General features: G+C 43.6%; 20 protein-coding genes. 12 read left to right on the top strand and 8 right to left on the bottom strand.

The genetic code is table 11. The features are described from left to right. The first annotated feature begins 3 nt into the window (after positions 1-3). Genes ACN0V2_RS00505 through infA form a run of 6 tightly spaced genes read left to right on the top strand, consistent with a single transcriptional unit; the run spans position 4 to position 3826 of the window. On the top strand, positions 4-312 hold the full coding sequence (locus tag ACN0V2_RS00505; RefSeq protein WP_417548834.1) for a YbaB/EbfC family nucleoid-associated protein: 309 nt from the start codon (positions 4-6) through the stop codon (positions 310-312). 9 nt (positions 313-321) lie between these two features. After that, on the top strand, positions 322-921 hold the full coding sequence (recR, locus tag ACN0V2_RS00500; RefSeq protein ID WP_417548833.1) for a recombination mediator RecR: 600 nt from the start codon (positions 322-324) through the stop codon (positions 919-921). A 29-nt stretch (positions 922-950) separates the two neighbouring features. After that, on the top strand, positions 951-2129 hold the full coding sequence (locus ACN0V2_RS00495; RefSeq protein ID WP_417548832.1) for an EAL and HDOD domain-containing protein: 1179 nt from the start codon (positions 951-953) through the stop codon (positions 2127-2129). A 1-nt stretch (position 2130) separates the two neighbouring features. Continuing rightward, the gene (aat, locus tag ACN0V2_RS00490; protein WP_417548831.1) at positions 2131-2856 is read left to right on the top strand and encodes a leucyl/phenylalanyl-tRNA--protein transferase; all 726 of its coding nucleotides are present in this window, start codon (positions 2131-2133) and stop codon (positions 2854-2856) included. After that, positions 2846-3559 carry an arginyltransferase gene (locus ACN0V2_RS00485; RefSeq protein ID WP_417548830.1) on the top strand — a complete coding sequence of 238 codons (714 nt, stop codon included), beginning with the start codon at positions 2846-2848 and terminating at the stop codon, positions 3557-3559. The genes aat and ACN0V2_RS00485 overlap by 11 nt, the downstream gene beginning before the upstream one ends. A gap of 48 nt (positions 3560-3607) precedes the next feature. Then, positions 3608-3826 (top strand): translation initiation factor IF-1, encoded by a 219-nt coding sequence (infA, locus tag ACN0V2_RS00480; RefSeq protein WP_009726411.1) that lies wholly within the window; start codon positions 3608-3610, stop codon positions 3824-3826. A gap of 43 nt (positions 3827-3869) precedes the next feature. Here the strand turns inward: infA and ACN0V2_RS00475 are convergent, their stop codons facing one another. After that, the gene (locus ACN0V2_RS00475) at positions 3870-4355 is read right to left on the bottom strand and encodes a disulfide bond formation protein B (RefSeq protein ID WP_417548829.1); all 486 of its coding nucleotides are present in this window, start codon (positions 4353-4355) and stop codon (positions 3870-3872) included. A gap of 70 nt (positions 4356-4425) precedes the next feature. Here ACN0V2_RS00475 and ACN0V2_RS00470 point away from each other — a divergent pair, with 70 nt between their 5' ends. Continuing rightward, positions 4426-4938 carry a zinc ribbon-containing protein gene (locus ACN0V2_RS00470; RefSeq protein ID WP_417548828.1) on the top strand — a complete coding sequence of 171 codons (513 nt, stop codon included), beginning with the start codon at positions 4426-4428 and terminating at the stop codon, positions 4936-4938. Position 4939: 1 nt separating this feature from the next. On the opposite strand, the gene ACN0V2_RS00465 is transcribed toward ACN0V2_RS00470, so the two are convergent. Genes ACN0V2_RS00465 through ACN0V2_RS00450 form a run of 4 tightly spaced genes read right to left on the bottom strand, consistent with a single transcriptional unit; the run spans position 4940 to position 8083 of the window. Further along, complete coding sequence (locus ACN0V2_RS00465) at positions 4940-6118, bottom strand: cupin domain-containing protein (protein WP_417548827.1); 1179 nt, start codon at positions 6116-6118, stop codon at positions 4940-4942. Continuing rightward, on the bottom strand, positions 6115-6714 hold the full coding sequence (locus ACN0V2_RS00460) for a histidine phosphatase family protein (protein WP_417548826.1): 600 nt from the start codon (positions 6712-6714) through the stop codon (positions 6115-6117). The genes ACN0V2_RS00465 and ACN0V2_RS00460 overlap by 4 nt, the downstream gene beginning before the upstream one ends. 3 nt (positions 6715-6717) lie before the next feature. Continuing rightward, positions 6718-7158, bottom strand: coding sequence for an NfeD family protein (locus ACN0V2_RS00455; protein WP_417548825.1), 441 nt, complete (start codon positions 7156-7158; stop codon positions 6718-6720). A gap of 1 nt (position 7159) precedes the next feature. Beyond that, entirely contained in the window at positions 7160-8083 is a 924-nt protein-coding gene (locus tag ACN0V2_RS00450) for an SPFH domain-containing protein (protein ID WP_417548824.1), read from the bottom strand. 130 nt (positions 8084-8213) lie between these two features. Here ACN0V2_RS00450 and ACN0V2_RS00445 point away from each other — a divergent pair, with 130 nt between their 5' ends. Then, positions 8214-8849, top strand: a complete 636-nt coding sequence (locus ACN0V2_RS00445) for a CsiV family protein (protein ID WP_417548823.1) — start codon at positions 8214-8216, stop codon at positions 8847-8849. On the opposite strand, the gene ACN0V2_RS00440 is transcribed toward ACN0V2_RS00445, so the two are convergent. Together ACN0V2_RS00440 and ACN0V2_RS00435 are read right to left on the bottom strand one after the other, a co-directional pair. After that, positions 8833-9567, bottom strand: a complete 735-nt coding sequence (locus ACN0V2_RS00440; RefSeq protein ID WP_417548822.1) for an S-methyl-5'-thioinosine phosphorylase — start codon at positions 9565-9567, stop codon at positions 8833-8835. The genes ACN0V2_RS00445 and ACN0V2_RS00440 overlap by 17 nt on opposite strands. After that, positions 9564-10100, bottom strand: a complete 537-nt coding sequence (locus tag ACN0V2_RS00435; RefSeq protein WP_417548821.1) for a hypoxanthine-guanine phosphoribosyltransferase — start codon at positions 10098-10100, stop codon at positions 9564-9566. The genes ACN0V2_RS00440 and ACN0V2_RS00435 overlap by 4 nt, the downstream gene beginning before the upstream one ends. A gap of 66 nt (positions 10101-10166) precedes the next feature. Here ACN0V2_RS00435 and ACN0V2_RS00430 point away from each other — a divergent pair, with 66 nt between their 5' ends. The 4 genes from ACN0V2_RS00430 to ACN0V2_RS00415 all read left to right on the top strand — a co-directional run bounded on the left by ACN0V2_RS00430 (position 10167) and on the right by ACN0V2_RS00415 (position 13459). Next, entirely contained in the window at positions 10167-11087 is a 921-nt protein-coding gene (locus ACN0V2_RS00430) for an ABC transporter substrate-binding protein (RefSeq protein ID WP_417548820.1), read from the top strand. Next, entirely contained in the window at positions 11077-11853 is a 777-nt protein-coding gene (locus ACN0V2_RS00425) for an ABC transporter ATP-binding protein (RefSeq protein WP_417548819.1), read from the top strand. Before ACN0V2_RS00430 ends, ACN0V2_RS00425 begins: the two co-directional genes overlap by 11 nt. Beyond that, positions 11850-12812, top strand: coding sequence for a FecCD family ABC transporter permease (locus ACN0V2_RS00420; RefSeq protein ID WP_417548818.1), 963 nt, complete (start codon positions 11850-11852; stop codon positions 12810-12812). The genes ACN0V2_RS00425 and ACN0V2_RS00420 overlap by 4 nt, the downstream gene beginning before the upstream one ends. A 68-nt stretch (positions 12813-12880) precedes the next feature. Beyond that, positions 12881-13459, top strand: a complete 579-nt coding sequence (locus tag ACN0V2_RS00415; RefSeq protein WP_417548817.1) for a DUF882 domain-containing protein — start codon at positions 12881-12883, stop codon at positions 13457-13459. A gap of 82 nt (positions 13460-13541) precedes the next feature. On the opposite strand, the gene ACN0V2_RS00410 is transcribed toward ACN0V2_RS00415, so the two are convergent. After that, the gene (locus ACN0V2_RS00410) at positions 13542-13955 is read right to left on the bottom strand and encodes a hypothetical protein (protein WP_417548816.1); all 414 of its coding nucleotides are present in this window, start codon (positions 13953-13955) and stop codon (positions 13542-13544) included. Between the last annotated feature and the right edge of the window lie 66 nt (positions 13956-14021).

Genomic DNA, 14021 nt, shown 5'->3' with positions numbered 1-14021 from the left:
CCTATGAAAGGTGGATTAGGTAATCTGATGAAACAGGCCCAGCAAATGCAGGCCAATATGCAAAAAGCTCAGGAAGAACTGGCTAATGTTGAAGTCACAGGTCAGGCAGGCGGTGGCATGGTAAAAATTACCATGACCGGTAAACACGATGTAAAACGTGTGAGCATTGAAGACAGTCTATTTCAGGATGACAAAGAGATGCTTGAAGACTTAATCGCAGCAGCCGTTAATGACGCTGTAAAACAAGTCGAAAAAACAACTCAAGAACGTATGGCCGGAATGATGCCTCCCGGTATGAAGATGCCGTTTTAGTTTAATAATATGGCAACTCTAGGACCAAGTATTGACCAACTGATTCAGGCTCTACGCTGTTTACCTGGCGTAGGCCCCAAATCAGCCCAGCGAATGACGTTTCATTTATTGGAGCGCGATCGCAATGGGGGTGAATATTTAGCAGAAATGCTAAGTAAAGCATTGGCCAATGTAAAACACTGCCAACGCTGTCGTATATTAAGCGAAGAAGATATTTGCAGCCGCTGCAGTGACATTTCACGTCGTGAAGATCAATTGTGTATTGTGGAGATGCCTAGTGATGTGATTGCTATCGAGCAAGCGACTCACTATAAAGGTCAATATTTCGTGCTTACCGGACATTTATCACCATTGGATGGTATTGGGCCGGAAGCATTAGGCATCCCTGATCTTATCGACAGATTTGATCAAAAAACCATTGCTGAAGTTATTCTGGCAACTAATCCTACTGTTGAAGGACAGGCTACCGCACATTACATCAGCGAATTAGCTCGGGTAAGAGAGATTAATGTGACCCGTTTGGCACATGGTATTCCACTGGGGGGTGAACTCGAGTATGTTGACAGTGGTACACTGTCTCATGCATTTTCTGGACGAGAAAAATATTAACCGAACCTAATTATTAAGAGCGGCTTTACATGACGGAAACATACACGGCATACGACTCATTAAAAAACTTTAACGGTCTCATTCACCGCCAGCCGTTGTTTATTTCCAAAAAACTTGATGTTGACAGCTATCACCTGACTTTTCTCGATATCAATGGTAAATCACTGGATGAAGACGCTCCAGTTCCCGAATTTTTATCGCAACTTTCTGACATTCTCCAAGCAATAAATCACAATCAAAAAACCTTATTGACCATTCCTGCATCGTGGCAACAAGCTCTTTTTGACCATGCCATGCCAGGCATTGATTTGATTATCGAAGCAAATGAAAAATCTTTATCCAAACCGGCAAGTACCCATGTCAGCTATGCCGTTAATGCCACAAATAATGATGTTAAGAGCCGAACGTTATTGATTGACTTGGAGGTCTTCTCTGCAGACGAGATATCCGAAAAATTACCTAAATGGCGTCAACAACATGAAGTGTTGTGCGCCTTAAACGTTAATGCGGCCAAACAATTCAGTTTATGTCAGCTTCATAACATCGATTTACTTCAGGGTTTTTTCTATATCTTGCCAGATACCAGTCTTGATAAAAAAATTGCTCCTGCAGCTCAAACCCTTATGGAATTGTTAGTTAAGCTTCAAGATCCAGAAGTAGAGATTGATGAACTGGCTGACATCATTAATCAAGATGTCGCGCTCAGCTATAAATTGTTGCGGTTAATTAATTCGGCTTTTTTTGGCCTTCCGCGGGAAGTAGGCAGTACCCGACAAGCCATTGTAATGCTGGGCCAAAATAAAATTAAAACCTGGGCAAGTTTGTTGTGTTTGTCTGGTCTTGATAACAAACCTAATGAGTTGCGGACCACCGCCATGATTAGAGGTCGGATGTGTGAACTATTGGCGAAATATTACAAAGGCCATGCCGATGTATTTTTTGCCGCCGGCTTGTTTTCTACCCTCGATGCCTTAATGGATAAACCGCTGGAAATTTTATTGCAGGATTTACCATTAAGTGAAGAGCTGCACTCAGCGCTTTTACATAAAGAAGGTCCAGCAGGCAACGCGCTGCAGCAGGTGTTGAATTATGAGCGCGGTAATTGGTCTGCAATTGATTATTCTGTAGTAAGTGCGGATGCACTGTTAGCGGCCTATCTGGATGCACTTTTCTGGGCAAAAGAGCTTAATTTACAATTAAACGATTAATATGGCGATCAGCTGGTTAGGTGCACCTGCAGATAGTCCATTTCCGCCAGTTGAACAAGCGACCTCTCATGGGTTATTAGCTGCAGGAGGTGACTTATCGTCTACTCGGTTACTTAATGCTTATCGCCAAGGGATTTTTCCTTGGTTCAATGCTTATGATCCTATTTTATGGTGGAGTCCCAATCCTCGAATGGTGTTCCATACTGATAATTTTCATGTCAGTAAAAGCTTAAAAAAAGCATTACGCCAAAAACCTTTTAATATTACATTTGACCATGATTTTATAGCAGTAATGCAGGCCTGTGCCGCACCTCGGCTATCCAAAATGCCTGCCGATCAGCACGAAACTTGGATTCATAATGAAATGATTTCAGCATATACAGAATTACATCATGCCGGTTATGCACACAGTGTTGAATGTTGGCAGAATGGACAGCTTGTTGGAGGTGTTTATGGTGTGGCTATCGGCAAAATGTTTTTTGGTGAGTCCATGTTCAGTTTTAAAACTAATGCGTCAAAGATCGCTTTAGTGGCACTTGCCCAACAACTTAGACTGTGGGGCTATCCGCTGATTGATTGCCAGGTTTATTCTGAACATCTTTCACGTCTTGGTGCTGTCACCCTTCCAAGAGAACGATTCGTCCAACAAGTACAGAAATTGTGTTCGTTATCTGGTCAATCTGGAAGCTGGCAAACTATCACGTTACCTTTTAACTATGAGCCTTGATTTTTATCAGGATAGACCGCATACCTGTTCTTATCTAGAAGATCGGTTGGCGCGAAACATCTATCCAGATCCGCTGCGACCACTTACCAATGCGCTATACAGCCAATTAATTCAACATGGTTTCAGACGCAGTGGTGATCACGTATATCGTCCATTTTGTCCTTCATGCGATGCCTGTGTGCCGGTCAGAATTGATATTAATCATTTCCGACCAAACCGTAGCCAAAGACGTTGTGTTCGGGACAATAATGATATTGAGGTCATTATCCGACCAGCAGCATTTAATGAAGAACACTATGATCTCTATCAACGTTATCTTGCACACCGTCATGCTGGAGGTGGAATGGATAATCCAAGTAAGGAAACCTATTTACAGTTTCTGACCAGTAGTTGGAGCGATACCGCTTTTATTGAGTTTCGCTTGGATAGCAAAGTTGTGGCAGTTGCTATAACTGATTTTGTAAACGATGCTGCCTCAGCGTTTTACACCTTCTTTGATCCCACTTTAGAGCAACGTGGTTTGGGCACATTTGCCATTCTCAAACAGATTGAATTAGCGCAACAACAAAACTTATCTTGGTTGTATTTAGGCTATTGGATTGGTGATAGTCCTAAAATGCGTTACAAGAGTCGTTTCTCCGCTTTACAACAATTTGATGGACAATGGCGCAACTTTGATAAAAAAGCTTTGAATAATCAGTGATTTTACGGCAAAATGGATCTTTTAATAGCTTGGTAAATTAAGACCTGTATGGCAAAAGAAGATCATATCGAATTCGAAGGCACTGTTATTGACACCATGCCTAATACTACTTTCCGTGTTGAACTGGAAAATGGTCATGTTGTTACAGCACATATTTCAGGCAAAATGCGTAAAAACTATATCCGCATCCTGACCGGTGACAAAGTAACTGTACAATTGACCCCCTACGATTTAAGCAAAGGCCGTATCGTCTATCGTGCTCGTTAATCAGCCGTGAAATTCAACGGCTGATCAATTGTTCAATTACGTTTTAATGCTGTCGCCAGGCAGCAAAAATTGCCAAGCCTAACATCCCCAAAAATGTCAGCAGCGTCCATGCCGGAATACTGAGGCTGAGAAACGTCCATGAGACCTCAGCGCATTCCCCGGAACCTTTTAACACCAGCGACAATGCATCCGCCAATGGAAAATTATTCATTATAAAACCCATTCCTGGGCCACAGCTGGGTACTTGATCAGCAGGTAAACTTTGCAACCAGACATGTCGCGCTGAAATTGCCGCGCCAAGTAAAGCCGATGTGCTAATCAATCCTGCATAAATTCTGGTGCCCGTTTTAGCTGGATTATGGATAGCAGCTATCAAGAAAAACAGGCCCGTTATCAACACCATCACACGCTGAAAAATACATAATGGGCATGGCTCTAATTCCAAAACATGCTGCATATAAACAGACGCCAACAATAACGCCAGACAAAATATAAACCCACTAAACAAAAGCTTGCGTGTGCTGCTCAAAACGGTTTCCTCCGTTGGATTAATTTGTGCTAAGTTAACTTAAAAACCGCATCAGATAAAGGCTTAAGTCATGTCAGATAATAACTTCGAAGAAAAGTTCACCGCCGCTTATGACAAAATGATGGAACGCATCCATCACTTTTTTGATGATGCTGAAGCGGATGCAGTTCCAACATTCAAGCAACGGATTGAACTGGCAAAACTTCGTGCGATTGAACTACGAGAAGTGACTGCAGAAGAAGCTGACAAAATTGCCTACTATGTCGAACGTGATTTGCAAGATGCAGCAGATTATCTAGAGACCACAGGAAAAGAGTTTTCAACCTGGTTTAATTTTGATTTACAACTGGTTGAAGAACGGCTTTATGAGTTATTTTCTTCAGTTGCAGATCGCACAAGGCTTGAACTCGGACAGCTGGCTACACAGGCACAAATGGCTCAGCAATATCACACCGGTGAAATTACCGGCATCGGTACATTAGTATGCGATTCCTGTGGTACAGAAATGCACTTTAAAAAAACCGGACGAATTCCACCCTGCCCTAAATGTCACTATACTGAATTTAAACGTCAGCCAAAATAGCTCAGTCAAAATCTTCCGGCCAATACCACACACCTTCAGCAATTAACTCGCAGCAGACCTCCACTAACATTGGAAACTTGCGAATAGATTGCCAATCCTTGGGTTGGATTTGGTCTTGAGTGGTCAGCCATGAAAGATGTTCCGCGGACGCTAGTTCGACGCGAAATGCTTCACCGGCCACAAACAAATATGCTTCAAAAGAATTTTTATGCCAGGCAAAACGCAAATACTCATTACGCTGTAGCTTTTCACCTGAATTAAACCTTACGTCCAACTCAGCCAACGTGGGTTTATCGGTTATAAACTGTTCAGCTAAATCCTGTAAAGTTGATTTGGTTTCTGTGACTAGCCGTCCGACAGCCAATGGTAATAAGTCCGAATTTTCATTTAATGCTTGTAAAAGTAAATTTTGAAAACGCTGTATCGCGCTAGGATCAATTTCAGTAGCCCAAGTAATCGTATGAACATCAGCATCACTATAGAGTTTTTCAGCAATATTCTGCTCCAGTAAGGTATGACTGAAAGCATCAAGCAACTGTAACTGAGATGGGGCTCTAAAGCCGATTGAAAACGTCAGACAAGAATCTATTGCAACGCCATGGTGGGCAAAATGCGGTGGTAAATAAAGCATATCCCCAGGCTGTAAATCCAAATGCTTATCAGCTGAAAACTGTTGCAATATGCGCAAGTCAGTATCGTCTCGGAAAACTGCGTCAATTAAAGGCTTATCACTAATTTGCCAATGTCTGGTTCCTTGGGCCTGCAATAAAAAGACATCATAGCTATCGGTGTGTGGACCGACTGAACCACCTTCAGGCGCATAACTAATCATTACATCATCACGTCGCCAATCCGCAATAAAATCAAATGCTTTCAGCAGATTCAGTAGCGGTGGATAGTGTTTATCCATGTCTTGGACCAATAGAGTCCAGTGTGTTTCTGGCAAGGCTGCAAAGTCATCTTCATCAAAAGGACCATGCTGCAACTGCCAAGGTTTTTCACCGAACTCTTGAATCAAACGGGATTCGACCATGTCGTTACCGGCAAAAGCAGCAATATCGTCAGGAGTTAAGTCACTAACAGGTAAAACAAAAGCTTGTCGAATTACTAAGGGTTTCTTCTGCCAATATTCATCCAGAAACTGTTGCTGGCTCAGACCGGTATTAAAAAACGCTGTCATAGAGTGCCTGCATGAAACTGTAACTGCGGATAGAGTCTCGGACCTTCGTTATATATCACAATGCGGCTAATCGAAGCGTAAGGTACTTGTATACGAAACATAGCCTCTAATGGCATTGCTAATATCTCAGTGAGAATGACACGAATGACACCAACATGAGCGACCAACAGAATATGTGTATCGGTATGGGATTGCACTAATGTTTGCCAGGCATGCTGAATCCGCTGCTGAAATGCTAAAAGTGATTCGGCATTAGCAGGCGTATTGTTAATCGGATCATCATAAAAAGCATAAAACGCTACTTTATGGTGGTGCTCCAATTCACTGGCAGTTTTGCCTTCCCAATCACCAAAACCTATCTCGGTAAATTGCTTATTCAGCTGCAGTGGAATGGACTGTTTATCCGCAAGTTCTTTGGCAAAATCGGCACACCGGCTTAAGGTCGAGCTGACAATGTGCTCCCAAGGTTGAACATTAGCAGTAGCATTTCGCATTTGCTGCCAACCCAACTCACTTAACGGATCATCAAGTTGTCCACGATATCGCATGCCGCCTTGGGGTTCCCCGTGACGTATCAAATCAATTAACAATGGCATTTTTTAGCTAATAATTTCAACTTTAAGAATAACGTTATCCACCGCGATAACTTGAACACGGCTACCTGTTGGACAATCGGGACCATGTACCTTCCAGGTAGAATCATCGAGAATGACCTTGCCCTGTCCATTCACAATAGGATTGGTCAACGTAATGATGCGTCCAACATGCTGTTCACCACGACGGTTTAATAAAGGCTCATCCGTGGCAATAGGATGCTTAACGTAATATCGACGCCAGAGCACAATACTGAGCACTGACAATACAGCAAACATTAGCCATTGAAACTGCCATGTAATCTCTGGAAAAAGTAGCAATACTAAACCGGTTATAAACGCTGCAATCCCCAACCATAATGCAAAAAAGCTCGGCAAAATGATTTCCAGCGTAATCAGCATTACTGCAAATACCCACCAGTGCCAGAAGTCTAAGATAAACGGCATATCACTTCTCTTTATTTATGAAGGCTTCCTTGGCAAGCTCGGTAATACCTGCCAATGAGCCAATTACACTACTTGCTTCCAGTGGCATCATGATGATCTTGTGATTATTCGCGCTGGCCATATCTTTGAGTGCTTCAATATATTTTTGGGCAACAAAGTAATTCACTGCTTGCATATCACCTTTAGCAATAGCTTCAGAAACCATCGTTGTTGCTTTAGCTTCGGCTTCGGCTAAACGCTCACGCGCTTCGGCATCTCTAAAGGCTGCTTCGCGACGCCCTTCTGCATCTAGAACAGCTGCTTGTTTTTCACCTTCTGCTCGCAATATTTCAGATTGACGATGACCTTCAGCCTCAAGAATATTCGCGCGCTTAATCCTTTCCGCTTTCATCTGACGGCCCATGGCTTCTATCAGATCCGCTGGTGGTTCAATATCTTTGATTTCAATACGAGTGACTTTAATTCCCCATGGCGTTGTCGCGTCATCAACCACCGTTAATAAGCGAGTATTGATTTCATCACGTTTAGATAACAGCTCATCCAGATCCATTGAACCCATTACGGTACGAATGTTGGTCATGGTTAAATTTAAAATCGCATTATCCAGGCCACTGACTTCATAGGCCGCTTTAGCCGCATGGATGACTTGATAAAACACCACACCATCCACGCGTACCATCGCATTGTCTTTGGTAATAATGCCTTGAGAAGGTACGTCTAAGACCTGCTCCATCATGTTGATACGTGCGCCAATCTTATCAATCACCGGCACAATTAAATTTAAACCTGGACGTAAGGTTTTGGTATAACGTCCAAACCGCTCGACAGTAAACTCCTGCCCCTGATCAACTGACTTGACTCCCATCAAAACCAGTACGATAGCCAGTACCAGCACTACAATGACAAATAGCGAAAAACCTTCCATTACTCTGCTCCGTTGCGACGTTTGACGTTCACTGGATGATACCAGTAAACATTAATAAACGGGGGGATCTTGGACTTTTTTGAGTCAGCGTTAGACAATAGTCGCATTCGTCATTCGGGACCGCTTTTCTATGAAATCATTGAGTCTAATTCGCAGCATATTACTTGTTGCTTTAATGAGTTTTGGTGTCGCCGCACAGGCCCAACAGTGGTATCACGTTGAACTGATTGTATTTGAAGTACTCAATCCTTCTGACAATGAACAGTCCCCCGTATTTACTCTGCAAGATCCCGCGCCTTTAAGTGTGGGTATGGCGAATAAATCGATTCAACCAGCGGATAATAAAAACCTTGGGGATATCGCACAGCGTCTGCGCAACTCTGCTGGCTATCGGGTGGTAACTCATGAATCCTGGCAACAAGCGGTAGGCAATCGTAATCGTGCTCAGGCAGTTGCTATAGAATCCGATCGCGTAAAAGGTCAAGTGCGCTTTCATATCGCAACATACTTACATGCGAATCTGGATTTGTGGTTACAAGATGGACTGCGTTCTGTGGAAAGTGATTCTTTCCATACTTTGCATCAGCCACGATTGGTAGAAATGCGTCGTATCCGTAGCAAGCAAGTGCATTATTTTGATCACCCGCGGTTTGGTGCCATTCTGCAATTGATCCCGGTATCTACTCCGGATCAGGTTTTATCCAATATGACAGGACCTGAAACGTACTCTCTTCCCTCTGAAGGTGAAGCTACAACAGCGGAATAACAGCTTTTAATAAACGATGAACTTCGCTCATTGAGCTTTCCATAGTCTCTAGAATCGCTTCAATCGTTAATGGATGTGAACTCAAACCTGCAGCGTGATTTGCCACAACCGCAATGCTGGCATAGGCAATATTCAACTCTCGGGCCAGCACAGCTTCCGGCATAGCGGTCATACCCACCATATCGGCGCCGTCATTTTTTAATCGACGAATCTCAGCAGCAGTCTCTAATCTTGGCCCTTGAGTTACTGCATAGGTTCCGCCATCTATCACATTCATTTCTTCGCTATTGGCAGCCAGTTCAATTTGCTGACGTAAGGTTTCATCAAATGGATAAGTAAAATCAATATGTTTATCAGTGGAGAAATCTTCACTGGCAAAACTGGATTCCCTTCCCCAGCTGTAATCAATCAACTGATCAGGCAAGGCGATCGTGCCGGGCTTATATGCTTCCGTAATTCCTCCCACAGAAGCGACGCCAACAATTTGATCTACCCCTAGCTGATGCATCGCCCAAATATTTGCCCGATAATTAATCAAATGTGGCGCAATGGTATGATGCTCACCATGTCTTGGTAGAAAAGCGATGTCTTTACCGGCAAACTTCCCTATCATTAATGGCGCTGAGGGTTCTCCAAAAGGCGTTTCACGTTGCATCTGTTGTTCGAGCACTAGACCATCTAGCTGACTTAAACCACTGCCACCGATCAATCCAATCATGATGCATTCTCCTGTACAGCATAAATGCCAGGGGCATTACGCAGATAGCCTTTGTAATCCATGCCAAAACCGAAAACGTAACGATCTGGAATCTGCAAGCCGATATATTCAGGTTGTGGGCCATGTTTATTTGTGTGTTGTTTATCTGCCAATACGACTGCTTTCACTGATGTCGCGCCAGCCTGCTGACAAAATTTACGTAAAGCGGCCAATGTGACACCTTCATCGTAAATATCATCTACTAACAATACATGCCTTCCCTTAAGTTCGATATTCGGTTTCGCCCGCCAATGCAATGCTCCACCTACCGTTTTATCACCATACCGGGTCGCATGAATATAATCAGTTTCCAGACTAAATTGCAGCTTTGGCAATAGATGCCCCATGGTCATCACCGCACCATTCATCACACACAGCAATACTGGGTTTTTATCCATATACTCTTGATTCAACTGAGAGGCCAATTGTTCAAGACTTTCGTCAATCGCCTGCAACGTAAATAAACACTCTGCTTGCTGCATTACCTGATTCATGCGTTTTACCTATCTGTATCAACATCAATCAGTATAATAGGCTGTTTTGGTCACAGGGAAGCCAAAATGGCACGTTTTTGGCCGATTCTGCTGTTTATCGCGGTATTTATTTTTGTCTGGTTGCAGCCTGGAACAGCGCCGCAAGACAACAGTATGTCCCCACTATCTCCACCAAAGCGAATCATTAGCCTGGCTCCCAGTATTACAGAAACACTTTTTGCAGTGAATGCTGGAGATAAGGTGGTTGCCGTGACCGACTACTGTCAATATCCCGCACAAGTAAAAAACTTACCCAAAGTGGGTGGCTATCTTGACCCGAATCTGGAACAGATTGTTCGGTTAAAGGCCGATATGGTCATTCTGCTGGAACGCCAATATGAGCTGAAAAAACAGCTACAACAACTAGGAATTGCCACCTTAAGCATTGATAACTCCAGCCTGGCTGGCATTCGTCACAGCATCATCGATATTGCCGCTGCAGTAGGACAAACGGCAACAGCTGAGAAGCTGATTAGTGATTTTGACAGCCGCCTTGCAGCGATTCACCAAAAAGTTGAGAGTCAATCAAAACCCAAGGTTTTAATTGCCATTGCCCATAGTTCAAATACCCATTATTTGGATAAAGTCTATATCGCCGGGCAACAGGATTTTTACAATGATTTATTGCCATTCATTGGTGCCACCAATGTTTATCAGGGCACTCAGCTCCGTGTTCCAGCTTTATCGACTGAGGGTCTTTTACGGCTTAACCCTGAAGTAATTATTGATATTTTTCCGGATGCTGAGGTCTATTCACCAGATATCACTTCCCTTCAGCAACAATGGCAACGACTCGATACAATCCATGCTATTAAAAATAATCAATTACATATTATTCAGGCGGATTATGCGGTGATCCCTGGGCCCAGAATTATTCAATTGGCTGAACAGCTGGCACAGATACTACACCCTCACCTAGACTGGGAACAGGTGAACCATGTTGATTAACGCGCAGGATATTTCCGTCAGAGTTGCTGACAAAATACTTATTGAATCCATTAGTTGTAACGTCGTGCAAGGTGATTATCTGTGCATCGTTGGACCAAATGGTTCGGGCAAAAGCACCTTCCTGAAAACCTTGATCGCGATTTTGCCTCTTCACAGTGGCAAGCTGATGATTGATGGTCAGCCAATCTCCCAGTATCGCCACAAAAAGTTGGCAAGGCTTATCAGCTATGTACCGCAAAGCGGTGGCAATCATCTGACCTTTACCGCGGATGATTATGTTCGAATGGCAAGATATAGCCATCATCATGTTTTTTCAGAATGGCAGGCTCATGATAACGAGGTGGTAGAAAATGCTCTCAACATCACCGAATGCCAGCCATTCCGTTACCGTAAAATGTCGACCTTAAGCGGGGGTGAATGTCAGCGTGTGATGATCGCCGCTGCTTTGGCGCAGGATACACCGGTATTGATCCTGGATGAACCTACTGCATTTCTGGATCCGCATCATCAAGTTGCGGTTCATCAACTGATCCGGAAACTCAACCAGCAGCATAATAAAACCATTATTGAAGTCACCCACGATATCAATCATGCCGCGCAGCACAGCAAACATGTATTGGCGTTACTGGATGGTAAATGTTTGTGGCATGGTCCTGCTGAACAGTTTCTAGATACTGAGCGGTTACAGCAGCTTTACCAGCAAGTATTTGTTTTTGCCAAACATCCGCATCATGATCGGCTAATTGCTGTGGCAGATGAGTCATGAGCATAAACAGTAAACTCATCGCATTAAGTCTGTTTACCGTTCTGGTGGTCATTATCAGTCCGTGGGTAGATTTTTCAGCGGCTGGTCCTGCAGAAATTCAGCAGATGATCATCTATGAGTTGCGGATCCCAAGGGTGTTATTTGCCTTTACAGCGGGCTGTGGTCTGGCATTGTGTGGCATGGTGTTTCAGGCAATGTTTCGGAACCCACTGGCCACACCATTTACCCTCGGCGTTGCCAGCGGTGCCTCGTTAGGTGCAGCCATTAGTGTCTACACCGGCATCAGTTTTACGATTTTAGGATTAAGTGCCACCAGCCTCAGTGCATTTTCCGGTGCGTTAATTGCCATTAGTTTTGTTTACAGTATCAGTCGATTTCGTTTTGGCTTTTCCGGCGAAACCTTATTGTTAACCGGCGTTGCTATCAGCTTCTTCTTTTCCAGCCTGATTCTGTTTATTCAATATCTCAGCAATGTCGCCGATTCATTTCAAATTATCCGCTGGTTAATGGGCAGTTTAACTGTGGTGGGTTATCAGGAATTAAAGCAGCTATTACCTTTTGTTACGCTGACGGCAGTAGTGATTATTTATCTGAGCCGCGAGCTGAACCTGTTAATGGCCGGTGATGAAATAGCCACAAGTCGCGGCGTTTCGGTGAAATACGTACGCTACGCATTATTTTTTGTTACCTCATTGTGCGTGGGGGCTATCGTTGCCTTATGCGGTCCAATTGGCTTTGTCGGCATGATGGTGCCACATATCTGTAGATTGATAATCGGTGAAGATCATCGTTACCTGATACCGGCCACATTGCTTTTTGGTGGTAGCTTTCTGGTGATTTGCGATACGCTTGCCAGACTGGTTATTGCCCCGGCAGAATTACCCGTCGGCGTTATTACTACCTTATTGGGCGGACCATTTTTCCTATGGCTTTTGATGCGTTTTAAATCGCAGCATTAATACAGCGAAATCGTTAATTACCGCTATTATTCGCAATTTATGCTTAAACATTCTCTTGCTGTATTGATATGACTGATTCTAATAACCGTTTAACTGCCTCAGTGATGCAAAGAACCTTCAGCAGACGCGAAATATTACGTTATCTGGCTGCCAGCGGTGCCATGTTAATGATGCCCGCGGCATTGGCAAATTTGCCTAAAGAAGCGCCTCGTCAGCTGTCGCTGTATAACTTGCATACTGAAGAAAAGCTCAAAGCGACTTATTGGGCGGATGGTGAATATCAACCAGACGGATTGGCAGATATAAATCACCTGTTACGCGATCATCGTAGCGGCGAACACACTGACATGGATCCGCAATTATTGAATTTAATGTTTCTGTTGCACGAGAAAGCACAAAGTAAACAAGCGTTTCATATTATTTCCGGTTATCGCTCCCCCGCCAGCAATGAAATGCTGCGCAAGAACAGTACTGGTGTCGCTCAAAAAAGTCTCCACACACTGGGAATGGCTGTAGATTTGCGATTACCAGGGATAGAACTTGAAGCATTGCGAGATATGGCGCTTAGTCTGCAAGGCGGTGGCGTAGGATATTATCCAAAATCCGACTTTATTCACATTGATACTGGGCGGGTCCGCCAGTGGTAACTTAGGGTTTGCTTATCATTCATCGCCACTGCTTCCAGAGGCTATGAATGATAAACAAGTAAAAGTGAACTATGCACAGTACCTATACCTCAGCAATTTCCTGCATCAGCTGTTGCGCTTGTTGATAAAAACTGGCCATCTGATTTTTATATTGCTCGCTAAATAGTTGATGATGCTGTTGCATTTTATGATGCAGTTTTCGCAATTTATCGTGAAAAGCCCGTTGCTTCTCCAGATTGATATAACTATCACAGCTGGTCATACAATTAGGTTCAAGCCCGCATTCATAGCGGTTAATGGTTTCTTCATGTTGCATAATTAATTCAACATGTTGATCCAGCTTGGCAGTGTGTTCAGGTAAACTTCTTTCCAGTTTATGCAGAACAGCTATCAACCTCTGAGTATGGTGGGTCCAGGAATCTGCATCGGCCAACCAGTGAAGATGATCAGCCTTCCACTGTTCACTTTCTTGTTTGAGTTGTTGCAATTCATCCATTTCACACCTCAATGTGTTGATTGGTAAAATCAGTCATTGCTTGTTGAGGCTTGCTATTAAGTAAGC

It is taken from the genome of Methylophaga sp. (genome assembly GCF_048266885.1).
Lineage (GTDB): Bacteria > Pseudomonadota > Gammaproteobacteria > Nitrosococcales > Methylophagaceae > Methylophaga.
This window is presented reverse-complemented; position numbering and strand designations above follow the sequence as displayed.

What these genes read in the sequence shown, in the direction of transcription:
- ACN0V2_RS00505 (WP_417548834.1), top strand. Translation starts at nt 4, where the DNA reads ATGAAAGGTGGATTAGGTAATCTGATGAAACAGGCCCAGCAAATGCAG.
- recR (WP_417548833.1), top strand. Translation starts at nt 322, where the DNA reads ATGGCAACTCTAGGACCAAGTATTGACCAACTGATTCAGGCTCTACGC.
- ACN0V2_RS00495 (WP_417548832.1), top strand. Translation starts at nt 951, where the DNA reads ATGACGGAAACATACACGGCATACGACTCATTAAAAAACTTTAACGGT.
- aat (WP_417548831.1), top strand. Translation starts at nt 2,131, where the DNA reads ATGGCGATCAGCTGGTTAGGTGCACCTGCAGATAGTCCATTTCCGCCA.
- ACN0V2_RS00485 (WP_417548830.1), top strand. Translation starts at nt 2,846, where the DNA reads ATGAGCCTTGATTTTTATCAGGATAGACCGCATACCTGTTCTTATCTA.
- infA (WP_009726411.1), top strand. Translation starts at nt 3,608, where the DNA reads ATGGCAAAAGAAGATCATATCGAATTCGAAGGCACTGTTATTGACACC.
- ACN0V2_RS00470 (WP_417548828.1), top strand. Translation starts at nt 4,426, where the DNA reads ATGTCAGATAATAACTTCGAAGAAAAGTTCACCGCCGCTTATGACAAA.
- ACN0V2_RS00465 (WP_417548827.1), bottom strand. Translation starts at nt 6,118, where the DNA reads ATGACAGCGTTTTTTAATACCGGTCTGAGCCAGCAACAGTTTCTGGAT.
- ACN0V2_RS00460 (WP_417548826.1), bottom strand. Translation starts at nt 6,714, where the DNA reads ATGCCATTGTTAATTGATTTGATACGTCACGGGGAACCCCAAGGCGGC.
- ACN0V2_RS00455 (WP_417548825.1), bottom strand. Translation starts at nt 7,158, where the DNA reads ATGCCGTTTATCTTAGACTTCTGGCACTGGTGGGTATTTGCAGTAATG.
- ACN0V2_RS00450 (WP_417548824.1), bottom strand. Translation starts at nt 8,083, where the DNA reads ATGGAAGGTTTTTCGCTATTTGTCATTGTAGTGCTGGTACTGGCTATC.
- ACN0V2_RS00445 (WP_417548823.1), top strand. Translation starts at nt 8,214, where the DNA reads ATGAAATCATTGAGTCTAATTCGCAGCATATTACTTGTTGCTTTAATG.
- ACN0V2_RS00440 (WP_417548822.1), bottom strand. Translation starts at nt 9,567, where the DNA reads ATGATTGGATTGATCGGTGGCAGTGGTTTAAGTCAGCTAGATGGTCTA.
- ACN0V2_RS00435 (WP_417548821.1), bottom strand. Translation starts at nt 10,100, where the DNA reads ATGAATCAGGTAATGCAGCAAGCAGAGTGTTTATTTACGTTGCAGGCG.
- ACN0V2_RS00430 (WP_417548820.1), top strand. Translation starts at nt 10,167, where the DNA reads ATGGCACGTTTTTGGCCGATTCTGCTGTTTATCGCGGTATTTATTTTT.
- ACN0V2_RS00425 (WP_417548819.1), top strand. Translation starts at nt 11,077, where the DNA reads ATGTTGATTAACGCGCAGGATATTTCCGTCAGAGTTGCTGACAAAATA.
- ACN0V2_RS00420 (WP_417548818.1), top strand. Translation starts at nt 11,850, where the DNA reads ATGAGCATAAACAGTAAACTCATCGCATTAAGTCTGTTTACCGTTCTG.
- ACN0V2_RS00415 (WP_417548817.1), top strand. Translation starts at nt 12,881, where the DNA reads ATGACTGATTCTAATAACCGTTTAACTGCCTCAGTGATGCAAAGAACC.
- ACN0V2_RS00410 (WP_417548816.1), bottom strand. Translation starts at nt 13,955, where the DNA reads ATGGATGAATTGCAACAACTCAAACAAGAAAGTGAACAGTGGAAGGCT.